This window comes from Haloarcula japonica DSM 6131 (genome assembly GCF_000336635.1).
Lineage (GTDB): Archaea > Halobacteriota > Halobacteria > Halobacteriales > Haloarculaceae > Haloarcula > Haloarcula japonica.
This window is the reverse complement of sequence record NZ_AOLY01000022.1, coordinates 1-11,716: the sequence shown is the minus strand read 5'-3', so window position 1 is coordinate 11,716 and position 11,716 is coordinate 1. Positions and strand designations below refer to the sequence as shown.

Annotated in this window: 7 protein-coding genes and 3 pseudogenes; 6 read left to right on the top strand and 4 right to left on the bottom strand. The window is 54.8% G+C overall.

Going from position 1 to position 11,716, the window contains the following annotated elements; all coding sequences use genetic code 11:
* Window positions 1-10: 10 nt before the first annotated feature.
* Window positions 11-1,123, top strand: coding sequence for an ABC transporter permease (locus C444_RS08260; RefSeq protein ID WP_049909327.1), 1,113 nt, complete (start codon window positions 11-13; stop codon window positions 1,121-1,123).
* Between the two features lie 88 nt (window positions 1,124-1,211).
* Here C444_RS08260 and C444_RS08255 read toward each other — a convergent pair.
* Window positions 1,212-2,466, bottom strand: a pseudogene (locus C444_RS08255) (IS200/IS605 family accessory protein TnpB-related protein).
* A pseudogene (gene tnpA, locus C444_RS08250) lies at window positions 2,463-2,903 on the bottom strand (IS200/IS605 family transposase). The pseudogenes C444_RS08255 and tnpA overlap by 4 nt, the downstream one beginning before the upstream one ends.
* 557 nt (window positions 2,904-3,460) lie before the next feature.
* Here tnpA and C444_RS21180 point away from each other — a divergent pair.
* Window positions 3,461-4,210: a homing endonuclease associated repeat-containing protein gene (locus C444_RS21180; RefSeq protein ID WP_239641275.1), complete on the top strand. Its 750-nt coding sequence runs from the start codon at window positions 3,461-3,463 to the stop codon at window positions 4,208-4,210.
* Window positions 4,211-4,661: 451 nt separating this feature from the next.
* Here the strand turns inward: C444_RS21180 and csg are convergent, their stop codons facing one another.
* Entirely contained in the window at window positions 4,662-7,250 is a 2,589-nt protein-coding gene (gene csg / locus C444_RS08245) for an HVO_2072 family ArtA-dependent S-layer glycoprotein (RefSeq protein WP_049909326.1), read from the bottom strand.
* 1,438 nt (window positions 7,251-8,688) lie between these two features.
* Complete coding sequence (locus C444_RS08240; protein ID WP_004592220.1) at window positions 8,689-9,273, bottom strand: hypothetical protein; 585 nt, start codon at window positions 9,271-9,273, stop codon at window positions 8,689-8,691.
* Between the two features lie 482 nt (window positions 9,274-9,755).
* Between C444_RS08240 and C444_RS08230 the strand changes: the two genes are divergently transcribed.
* From C444_RS08230 to C444_RS08215, 4 genes and pseudogenes are all read left to right on the top strand, one after another.
* A complete protein-coding gene (locus C444_RS08230) occupies window positions 9,756-9,995 on the top strand; it encodes a hypothetical protein (RefSeq protein WP_004592219.1) in 240 nt (79 codons plus the stop codon).
* The gene (locus C444_RS08225) at window positions 9,992-10,534 is read left to right on the top strand and encodes a hypothetical protein (RefSeq protein ID WP_004592218.1); all 543 of its coding nucleotides are present in this window, start codon (window positions 9,992-9,994) and stop codon (window positions 10,532-10,534) included. The genes C444_RS08230 and C444_RS08225 overlap by 4 nt, the downstream gene beginning before the upstream one ends.
* A complete protein-coding gene (locus tag C444_RS08220) occupies window positions 10,527-11,390 on the top strand; it encodes a hypothetical protein (protein WP_004592217.1) in 864 nt (287 codons plus the stop codon). The genes C444_RS08225 and C444_RS08220 overlap by 8 nt, the downstream gene beginning before the upstream one ends.
* Window positions 11,387-11,716 (top strand): annotated as a pseudogene (locus C444_RS08215) (hypothetical protein); the annotation flags it as partial. The gene C444_RS08220 and the pseudogene C444_RS08215, both read left to right, overlap by 4 nt.

Sequence of the window (11,716 nt, the reverse complement as noted above, 5' to 3'; positions counted from 1 at the left end):
AAGCGCACTGATGGCATGGCGGAACCTTGGTCGGAACCGGATGCGAACCGGACTAGCTGCCTTGGGCATCATCATTGGTGTGGTCGCCATTGTCTCACTTGGCATGGCTGGTGTTGCTCTCCAGCAACAGGCGACATCGGACCTTGGAAGTCTCACCAACGAGGTGTCCGTCTCGGCCGGCGCAGATAGCGACGAAGATGGGGTGACTGAAGACCAAGTCGAAGAGATAGAGAGTATTATCACCGACGCGCAGGTTATTCCACAGAAAACCAACAGCACGGAAATCGAGACGCGAAGTGGTAACGCATACGTGAGCGTGACGGGTGTGACCAACGCAAGCGCCCTTTATGATGTCTCCAGTGGTACCGCTCCCGACCGCCTCGAAACCGGAGCGTTGATCAGTAACAGTACAGCACAGGAACTCGGACTAGAAGTCGGTGATCCAGTAGCATATGAGGGGCAACTCTACCGTATCCGAGGTCTTATTGAGGCCGATGACGGCTTCGGTGGGGGTGGCCGAGGTGAGCTTGTTATTCCAGTATCCGGACTCCGTGACCAGCAGTACTACGACTCCGTGACGATTATCACTGGAAGCGGCGACACGGCAGAAGCGACTGCAGACCGGCTTGAAGAGCGATTCAATGTTGATGGCCGAGACGAAGAAGAAGAATTGCAGATCAACACATTTGCCGGTGCTCAAGAGAGTATCAATTCTTTCTTGAATACACTTCAACTCGCGCTACTGGGGATTGGTTCCATCTCGTTGGTCGTCGCGAGTGTAGCCATTCTCAACGTCATGCTTATGAGTACCATTGAGCGCCGAGGTGAAATCGGAGTCCTTCGCGCCGTTGGTATCCGTCGCGGTGAAGTCCTCCGAATGATCCTCACCGAGGCAATGTTCCTCGGTGTCGTTGGCGGCATCGTGGGTGCTATTCTCTCACTCGCTGTCGGATTTGTCATGTTTAACCTGATCACCGGTGATGCCATAGCAGTCTTAGAATGGGAAAGCTCACAGTATCTCCTGTATGGGTTCGTGTTTGCGGTCGTAACAAGCGTTCTGAGTGGTATCTACCCCGCTTGGAAGGCATCGAATGACCGCCCAGTTGAGGCTCTCAGGGGATAACAGTTATTGCTCCACGTTGACCTCCTCCACGTGAACGCGGAGGAATCCCGCCACGGGATTTCAAGCCGGGCGAAGCGGCCTGTTGGTTTCAAGACGCATGCGTTCCAAGCGTCACCTGCTGGGTTTCAGCATCGGCTTGGCTGTCTTGTGGCCCGGTCAAAGAGGCCCCATCCATAGCCGAGCCATCATCACCGGCCTTCTGCCGGGCAGTCCGGTCGCTTTGGCGGTGACTCTCTCTACTACGGTAGCGGCCTGCAATGTTTATCGCCCCGTTCACGGCGGCTTGATACTTACCGACCCAACAGCCGTCGTTCGAGCATTTGAACGTCGCCTGTCGTGGCCGGTTGCCATGTTCACCGCAGGCATGGCACACCTTCGACGTGTTCTGGGATCACCGTCTCAACGGGAATCCACTTCTCGGCGGCTTTGTAGCGAATCTGTGCATGAAGCTTGGCAAGGCTCCATCGATGTAACCGTCAGTTCCTGTACTCGCCGTAATCCATGTTCTCGCGGATATACGTCAAGTCTCCCAGCACCAAACTAGATTCTCGGCAGACTCCGCGTACTCCACAACCTCGCGGGTCACGCGGTGGAACACATCGTCAATCCTGTCCCACAGTGTGTCACCGTAGGACTCTGCGATTCGCTCACTGTCACGCTTCTGAAGCCGCCTCTTAGCGGTGAAGTGGGTTTTGCGAAGCCGACGAACGGCCCTGCCGTCGTCGGCCCACAGTCGGGGGACGAACCGGAGGACCAGAGTTGTCGCGGTAACACACCGTGACGAGACTCGCTTCTCCAATGTCCACGCCGATAGGCGTCGGCTCGGCGGCAGACGCCGCAGTTTGGTCCTCCGCGTTGCGGATAACGGTGAGGTGAAGAGACCACGCCCCGTCGCGCTCGAACAACCGACTCTCACCCATTTCGGTGTCGTCTGCGTACAACGCTTCGAGCCAATCCCGCTGTTCGGGATTGGCGCGTGCCGGAATCCAGAGGTTGTAATCTTCGTGGTGCGGGATTTTGACGTACCATTCGATAGCGTTCTCTGGTTTGTGATCAAGTTGCAGACCCTCGTTGGTGAACCGCACAGGATGGTCGTCGTGAAGCTCGTCGGCGTCGTAGCTGTTCCCACAGAGTTATAGGACGTACTTCTTGAGGGCGTTTTTCGCGTAGCCGCTCAGGTCGTACTCAACAACTACGTCGTTAGCTGACTGTGTGTCACAGCCAGCGACGAACGCGGTTTGAAGCGCCTGCTGGTAGGCGTCTCGTGTTTCACGAAGTTTCTGACGCTTGTGGACGTTCGAGTTCACAAGCTTCAGTTCAAGCGTTTTCGTGAGTTCGGTCACGCTTTTGGCTCCTTATGTCGGTGAATGTAGTTTTCGATCGTTTCGGTGGAGACGTGCCCGGCAGTTCCGGCGTAGTAGCTGCGTGCCCACAGAATTTTCTCGCCGTCGCGGTCTGTGTGGTGATCGTTGTACTTCCGAGAAGAAATGCTCTTGAACCAGTTAGCGAACAGTGACGGACTGTGTTTGGGTGGGCTACTGACGAACAGGTGAACGTGGTCGGACTGGACAGTCAGATTTTGAATGTCCCAGCCCTTCTCGTCAGCAATTTCGTGGAGAATGGATTCCACACGCTCGGCAACTCCGTCCGTCAGTAGCGAGTTGCGGTACTGAGCGGACCCTTAATCCGCGAGGTCAGCAGAATCTTCGATTCCGCCAGAGTTCGGAAACCACACTATGTGGTAGTTGAGGTTGTAGGTTGGGTGCCGTGTGATCTTCATCCGTGCAACACACGATGGTCATGTCCTAGCAAAGATCTTGTAGAAGCGGTGGGAAATCTAGCCCTGCAATAGAACGGTGGTTTGTCACACTATGCTGTCCGCTCGACCGCTGTTCGCACCTCGGTTCCGACAGAGTGTCAGAACATTCGTCACTCACGGGAGGGTAGGGGTATGTCCCCGTGTCTCTATCGGCCAGCACAAGTGCGACGGGCCGGCCGCATACTGGCACCTCTCCGGCAAGGAGATTGACACCGGCGATCTTTCCCCAGATGTCGTCCCGCCTTCCGACGACAAGAGGCGTCACCGATCCTTCCCGAGAACTGGCGAACAGTCGCCCGTCCCGACTGGCGGCCCTTCCAACGCGCTGACCACGACATTATACTCAGGGAGAGAACCAGTGGGTGGCTGACCATCGTCAGGGGTCGGTCATACTTGATATCACCAAGCACACTCCAGAGCCGAGTCCAGATTTGTATAGAGAAGAGCTTATCATAAAGTAATATATTTAATCTGAAGATTGAATAGAGAATGTTTTATATATCGGGCTCTGTGATGGTATGCTGACAATGCAGTATTCTGATGAAGAGCTTCTAGAAGAGATACGTAAGCTAACGAGTGAGCTCGGACACACACCGTCGCTTGCAGAATTCCGTGAACAAGGTAGATATTCCGCTTCAACGTACTATTCTCGATTTGGATCTTGGAATAAGGCTGTTAAAGAAGCGGGATACAATCCAAATGAGCCAGACTCTAAAATCTCCGAAGAGGAGTTGGTGAAAGAATTGCAACGACTTAGTGATGAGCTTGATAAGAAGCCAACTGCTTCAGATATGAACGAGCAGGGTAAATATTGGCGTTCCGCGTATAGAAACGAGTTTGGGTCATGGAATAATGCCTTGGAAGCAGCTGGCTTTGAGTCTGAGAATGTTGGGGCGACTATCACTGATAAAGAACTTATTCAAGAAATAAGTAGACTTGCAAAAAGGTTAGATAAGATACCGGGATTCAACGATATGGAAGATTTGGGAGAGTACGATCCAACCACCTATAGCCATCGGTTTGGGTCATGGAATGAAGCCCTGAATGTAGCCGGATTTGAGCCGGACACCCAAGGAAGCAAGATTAGTGAGAGAGCGTTACTTGATGAAATAACTAGACTTAGAGATGAGATCGGGAATCCACCATCTGCACGTCAGATGGATGAGGTGGGGAAGTATGCATCAGCTACATATCAGCGGCGCTTTGAGTCTTGGTCAAACGCTATAGAAATTGCTCTTGATGGACAGTCTTTCTGCACTGAGTCATAGGGAATCCCTTGTTAAGATATTGTTACAAAGACGGTTGAGAGAATACTGCTTGAATGCCTTAGAAAGGTCACTTTCTATACAATTTAGCCGACAGTCCCTGCTGCCACAGAGTGGATTGAACGAGGTCCAGTCAATGCTCCGAAAAGTCAACTGAACCCTGCCGGGCTCTGAGCTATTGCTTACGGCCTATCAGATAGGCCGTGGTCTGGTCTACGGCCACCGCTGATGATGTCTTCTGGTGTTGGTATGAATCTCCCTATAGCTATTTCAATTGGTGTGTCTGTGGGACAACCCGTTTATGGGACACTCTGCACGTAGATTGGCTGAAAACATGCAAAACACCAATCATCGAATTGCTTGACGACTAATCACTTGGCAGTGACTATCTACAAGTTGTTCCAAGCTTCGAGGGCTACAAAAAATGGAGCGTCAAAAACTGGAGTGAATCCAGTTAGTTGTCGCGGCGGACGGCGAGGAGTGCAGCAGCAACGAGCGCGATGAGCGCGATAGCTGCTGTGAAGCCAGGACCAGTTGCTTCGGTCGTAGCTTCTTCAGTCTCCGTATCCGGCTCCGGCGTGTCCGTGTCCGGCTCCGGCGTGTCCGTGGCCGGCTCCGGCGTGTCCGTGGCCGGCTCCGGCGTGTCCGTGTCCGGCTCCGGCGTGTCCGTGGCCGGCTGCTCTTCCTCCAGCGAGCCGGCTTCAACGATCTGGACACTCTGGCGATCAGTGTTGTCACCGTCGTCAGCTTCAACGGTGAAGTTACCAGGCTCGACATTCTCATCCGAGAGATCGAGGCTGACAGACCACTGACCGTCACTGCTCCACTCGTCTGTGCTGTCGACAGTAACTGATTCATCCTCGTCGTCGAGGAGTTCAACCGTAATGGTGTTATCGTCCGGCTTACGGTTGGTAGTACCCTCAATTTCAATCGTTCCATTGGCTTCAACTGGGCTGTTAACCGATTCGACAGTGGTTAGCCCATCTGCCAGACGGAACTGTTCATTCACGATGAGGTCATCGCTGGCAGTGTCGTCGACACTGTTTTCCAGGATTCGCGATCGGACCTGGTCACCAGTACTGCTGCCGCTCGCGTATTCTTCCTCGATTAGGCTTGCGAACCCGGAACTGCTATCAGAGACACCATCTCCGAACAGGTTATCGCGGCCAGAGGAGATAATGTGTGCTGTGACAGTCCCTTCGCTGAGTGCTGAGATGCTGATGTCGTCTTCACTGAACGTGTCATCATCATCAACGGAGATATCTGTAGCAACAGCGTTGCCACGCGAGTCAACGAATGCTATGACAAGGTTGTCCTTGCCAGGCGCTTGACCTTCGACATCGATCTGATTATCGTCACTCGATATCTGGCCGTTGTAGGTGATGAACGTACCGTTAAGCTCCGTGTCGGTCACTCGAAGTGACTCAGCGGAACTGACACCGCTGTTGAACTCAGACGTCGTAAGCGAGTCATCGACAGTTCCGTTGGAGTTCGAGTCGGCATCCTCGACATCAACGACACCGATCCGGTAGGTACCCGGAAGGCCGAGGATGTCATTGCCACCGAGGTCACCGCCACTGAGGCTGATATCTTCCTCGCTGAAGGTATCGTCACCATCAACGCTGATGGTTTCTTCACTATCGATTTCAACGAGTTCGTAATCATTGTTGTCGCGAGCGTAGATTGCGACATCATCAATGCCCTCGCTTGCGGTCCCGTTCACATCCACCTCGGACCCAGTTACGTACGTCCCAGACGGACTGTCGATGGTGAGGTCACCCTCAAGAACGTCGAAGTCCTGTTCGTCATCCGTTTCGTAAGTGTCGTCGGTGACTAGGTTGATATCGTTAACGTGTGCGTTGTTGTCCGTGTAGTCACCGTTAGCAGCCTCGTACAGATCGATATCAATCGAGCTGTCGTCGAGGTACTGAGTTTCGACCGAGCCAACACCTGTACCGCCATCAATCTCGACGATGCCGTAAGCGTAGTCAATGCTCTCTAGGGAATCAGCATCGCCCGGAGCGACCGCCACAGTGTTACCATCGGCGTCTTCACCGACTAGACCGCGATCCGAAGTGTCACCGACGTTCCGGAAGACCTTCGCGTAATTGCTGGCGGAGGCGCTGTCGCGGAACTCACTCTCTTCGATAACAACCGCATGGAAGTTCCCTTCTGGGCTGTTTTCGATATCGAATCCAAGGTCTTCACCCTGAGTAACCTCGTCGCTGTCGAGGCTGAGCGAAGCTGTCTGGTCGGTCGTGATCTCAACTGTTGCGGTTTCCGAGGCATCACCGAAGTCGAGATCTTCGACACCTTCGACGGTAATCGTGTACTCGCCTTCGTCAACATTGGACGGGTTGATGGTAAACCCGGCATCGAAGGAATCATCACGGTCCCCATCAGCGGCGGGGTTGGGATGATCATCATTGTTGACATTGGTATTGACCGTTTCCGAGGCACCGTCGGCGAGGATTTCCTCCGTGACTTCAAGACCGTCCTCGTCCTCGACGGTGAGCTCAAGATCCTCGGCCTCATCGTAGTTGTAATCGACAAGGATCTCTGCAGTGTTATCATTGTTGGCCTGCAGAATGCTCCCAGTCACGTCGCCTTCGTCACTGTTCTGTATTTCGAGATCAGTGATGCGCGGCGTTTGGAGGGTCACACCTTCAGTGCCTTCGACGCCTGGATTTGCTGTATATCGACCAGTTGGCTGGTCCTGTGGGATCGGTGACTCCAGTAGGATGCCCTCGTTGTCACCGGACACCTTCTGTAGTTCACCGATGCCAACGGTGTCTCCGTTTCCGTCAGCGAATTCGCCCTCAATATCGTCTTCTCCTTGGAAGACGACTGCACCAGCGCCAACATTACCTGCGCTGTCAACATTGTCTTGATTACCGTCAGTCGGTCCCGTTGTATAACTATCGCCAGCGCCTCGTTCTGAGGCGGCGGCAGCTCCTGAGAAGGCTATGGTGGCTGCGAATACAGAAGTCACCATAAGCACCGTAAGGAGCACCGCTTTGATTTTTTGTTGTGTATCTGTCATAGTTTGATTGTTGCAATCGCCACCAGCAGTTTTGATTTACGTATAGTTGTGCAGCACATCATCGGCGTGTGCAACACACTTTTCGCCTAATTTACTCACTGCTGATAGCATGGTAGGGGTACAGCCAAAACAAACGCCGGTGTTTATAAATACTTTGTGTTCCAAGCTAATACGAGTCTGCCATACGTCAGTTCCCAAGAAAGTGATCCAAACTACTAGTGAATGAATCAGCCAGACCTGTTAAGAACGAGGTCTGTTTGGTAGTTGTTGACTAAGATAGATTTTCTTCTAGCAATTCAGCGGTGCTGCTCAATAGAAGGCAAATGTGCCGGCTCGTCAGTCGTGAATAAAACCAAGCGAACCACCTCAATAGGCGAGTCTGGTACTCAGGATAGTTTTTGAAGATAAGAAACTGTGTCACCCAGTTTTCGCAAAACACACACCGTCAGTCAACCACTCGAAAACATCACTCAAGGACTGCAGAACTCCTCCGCACACTCGACAATCAGCGGTGAGGAGACCCATTTCAGTTGTTTCCAGACCCGTTCGGTTGGGTTGAGATCAGGCGACCCACCGACAGGAACACGAGATCAATTACAGGTTGATTGGTACTCTGCGTGTGTTCGCACGTGTGCGGGAACAGACGCCAGTACTAGATAGCAATCAGAATACGCTTTTCGAGATCTGCTCGCGTATTCCTTCAAGGCACCTGTAAATCCGCTCTTTCGTCTGATCCCTAAAGACATTGATGATGCCCTATCCAATGAGCACATAGAACCCGGCTGCTGGTTCATCAATCAAAACCAGCGGTCATTCGATATGCGGATCATCCAGGTACCACATTCGCCGCGAATTATCCTATGGATGGGGCGCGTCGAAAATCTGACGACAGTACTGCCGTCCTCGTCGTTTTCCTCCTTGTTGTGTGGCCCTAGTCTTGGCCTTGACGAGCGCGACTGAAAGAGAGTACTCATCGAGGATATCCTCGGCGTTATCAAGTCGTGATAGCCGTCTCGTCCGGAGAACGGAATACAACAACCCCAGACCACGCAAGAGTATCTCAGGTAATCAGGGTAGTACTCGATATCGAACTTCTCGTTGAGGGGATGCTGAATCTCCTATGGTTTCCACAGTTGACCGTCACGAAAATTCCAAGCAGTTGCTCTTGCTTGTCTTCGCCGAGATCGGAAGATATCCGTCCCCGAAGTTCGACGTCAGTTAGCCGAGTCCACCTTCGTTCCAGCGACGTGCCCAGCATGTAGCGGGTCCTTCTGCTTTCCCGACACGGTCAGCAGCTTCCTTGAGCGTATTCTCTTTGTGAAAATTCTTGACAACAGTAGTTGTTAATACGGCCAGTTTATTCACCTTCAGCCCTGTAATAAATCCTTCAGACGCATTCTTACGAGCCAATCTCTGAATAAAGAAACCGCACTACTAACTACTGATAGCGCGAATCCTCGATGGCGGTGAGAACCTGGGCGACGACGCGGTCGAAGTACCGCATCTGTCGCTCGGTAAGTCGGTCGCCGAGTCGGTTCAGCGTGGGCTGGCTCACCGTCTCCGTGACGTTTAGCCGGTCCCGGAACTCGGGGTCATCCAGGTTCTTCGCCACCCGCGTCTCCGGTTCATCGGTCAGTCGGAGATAGAGGTACACGCGGAAGAACTCCAGCGCGTCGAGTTTGCGCGAGAGGTCGTCGTGTTCCTCCACGCCGATGAAGAGGTCTCGCAGCGGGAGGCGGCCAATCGCGCGGGCGACATCGCCGTCGGCCCAGTGGGTGGCGGCGTAGAGCGCCTGCGGGAGGTTCACCCCCTCGTAGGGTGGGTCGTCGCTGGGGACCAGCGGGGCAGCACCCCAGTCGCCTTCCTCAAGGTAGTACGACTCGGGGAACTGGCCTGCTTCGGAGACTCGAACCACTTCGTCGTTCTCGTCCAAGTCGCCGGGAAACCAGTCGGTATCGACGAACGCGCCGCGGGCGAAGTTGTAGAGTTCCGTTTGATTCTCGTCAGATTCGTCGTCGCTCATTCGTCACAAACAGCCTCTCGGAGTTCTCGATAGATCATCTCTCCAATTCGATTGCTTCAGTTGATGTTGTTAGCTGTCGTCTTCGCAGACGACTGCACGCAACTCTTCAAGTACGTCCGGTCGGTGTTCCTTCAAAACTTCAATATCGTGAGGGAGTTCCTCACTAATCCGTTGTCGGACTCGGTATACTGCTTGGTCTTTCTGTTGTTGCGAGGGGTTGCTCTCTCCCGATATGTGTTCACGGTCTGTTTCAGTCATGATGGCGCGATAGCGTCCCATCTCGTTTGGCCTATTCGGTACCATCCTGTTCAACCTATGCGTATGTGCCTACTTAATTCTATGCGCTAATGCATTGCTATGCATCTATGCAAAGTTTGAAGTAGGCATAAGTGCATAGATGTAGCTGAGAAGCGCGGTTTGTGAGGTCACAGAAAGTGGCCGCCTGTTGCCGCAGGCGACCGCGCTTCGTGAGGACACGAAGCATGAAGGAATCCAACCGCGACGCACGAAAACGTACCGACCCGCACCCGGCCTACATCAAACTGGGTGACGACACCGACGGGGCATCCCACGTCTACCGGACGAACGACGAGACGATCCACGCCGTTCAGGACTGCGAACGCGTCCAGAAGTTCGTTCTGAACGGCCGCTCGGTCGATGACTATGTCAAGTTTGCCGCGCTCGTTGACCGGCTCGCCGACGCAACCGGGGTGCCGGCATGATGCAGCGCCGCGAGTTTCTGCAAGCGGCCGCTGCGGTCGCCGGTGCGACAGCTGGAGACGTGCCCGAGGTTGAAATCACCGCCCAGCAGAACTGCCTGCTGGAGCTGGCAAATCGTGACGACGAAGACCGGTGGGAGTACGAGGCAACTCGCAACCTCGCTCACGTCCGGTCAAGATTGGTGAACGCCGAACTCGATGCACTGTGTGATAATCCGAATGGTATCGTCCAAACCCACGTAGTCGGTCATGGGGGCATACCGCTCGGCTTCGAGGTCAGTACCGGCGACGACGAGTCCGTCGGGACGCTCGTGCATCTCTCTGCGGAGCAGGCTGAGGCGCTGGCCGTCGACCTGCTCGAACAGGCACACGCCCAAAGGAGAATAACGATGCAAACCAGTGACACCCGCGTGACGGCCCGTATCGTCCGCACGGCAGACGGGGAAACCACACGGTGTATCGCGTCGGCGGCGTTTCGTACCCCCCAACTGAGGGACTCGAAGCAACTCTCGAAGCACGCTAACCCCCAAAACCATGATTGAAGACATCGAGCGGGACGTGTTCGTACGGATTCAGACCGATCTGTTGGTGGTCGGCGACAGCATTATGACCGACCGGCATCACGCCTCGAACGGTAACTACGAGGATGATGACCCGCAGAACCAGATTGGTGGCATCATCCCCGCGTTCCCGCTCTCGGGCTGGCTTCGCCACGGGATGGAAGAAACCGTTCAGGAGTACGGTGGGACGGCCTGCCACCCCGGTGAGGCCAACGCGAACTTCATGAAGGAAGGCGTCTACGAGCGCGATCTCGACGACAGCTACCACGAGAAGGGCGTGTGTACGGCTGAGCCGAAGGAAGACGATGGCTGTGTGGTCTTCGATCTCTTCGGTGGCTTCGGTGGCGTCCCCGGGAAGGTGATGCGGCGGCCGATCAAGTTCAACCCCGTCCGTTCCAGCGTGGACTACACGCGCGGACAGGCCGAGGGTCACTACCGCCGGCTCAACCGGAACGTCGCCTCCCGGAACCGGGAGGACAACCGTGAACCGCTTCGGAACGCGGAGATCGACGCCGTCGCTAACCTCGATGGCTGCTGGCATCTCTCGTTTCGGGAGCTGAAGCCGGAGTTCATCGGGCTGCTGGCCGAGGGCATCGACTTCCTCAATGCTCACAAGACGGACTTCATGCATCAGCTCGGAGGCGCGCGGAACTTCGGCGCGGGGATCGTCGATTGTCACCTCATCAACCCGCTCTACGAGGAGCGCGAGCTGAAGCGCGTCTTCGACCGTGGGAAGGGCAACACGAACGCGATGGACGAGAAGGATGACCAGTGGGAAGAGGAGTACCGCCCGGTGTTCGTGGAGGCGCTGGAAGAGCGTATTGAGGAGGGACCATGAGCGACGACACGATGGTCGCCGCGTACCGCCACGATGCTCACAAGATGAACGGCCAGCCCCACGACTACGCCCCAAAGACGTTCGCCGGGGTTCCTGTGAACCAGACGGTCCCCCACGGCGCGGACGGCGATGCGTCGGCACTCAGCCGACCCAACGGCCAGCCTGAACAGACCGTCGAGAACCACGAGACGCTCTACCGGCTGTCGCTCATCGAGGGCGAGAGTCGGTACGACCCACAGGAGTTCACGCGCAACGGCGTAGAGTGCGCCGTGAGAGAACTCCTGACCGAAGACGACCCAGAGACGATACATCGGGCGTGGCTGGAC

Excerpts from the sequence above, each read along its gene's own strand:
- C444_RS08260 (WP_049909327.1), top strand. The coding sequence starts at position 11 with ATGGCATGGCGGAACCTTGGTCGGAACCGGATGCGAACCGGACTAGCT.
- C444_RS21180 (WP_239641275.1), top strand. The coding sequence starts at position 3,461 with ATGCTGACAATGCAGTATTCTGATGAAGAGCTTCTAGAAGAGATACGT.
- csg (WP_049909326.1), bottom strand. The coding sequence starts at position 7,250 with ATGACAGATACACAACAAAAAATCAAAGCGGTGCTCCTTACGGTGCTT.
- C444_RS08240 (WP_004592220.1), bottom strand. The coding sequence starts at position 9,273 with ATGAGCGACGACGAATCTGACGAGAATCAAACGGAACTCTACAACTTC.
- C444_RS08230 (WP_004592219.1), top strand. The coding sequence starts at position 9,756 with ATGAAGGAATCCAACCGCGACGCACGAAAACGTACCGACCCGCACCCG.
- C444_RS08225 (WP_004592218.1), top strand. The coding sequence starts at position 9,992 with ATGATGCAGCGCCGCGAGTTTCTGCAAGCGGCCGCTGCGGTCGCCGGT.
- C444_RS08220 (WP_004592217.1), top strand. The coding sequence starts at position 10,527 with ATGATTGAAGACATCGAGCGGGACGTGTTCGTACGGATTCAGACCGAT.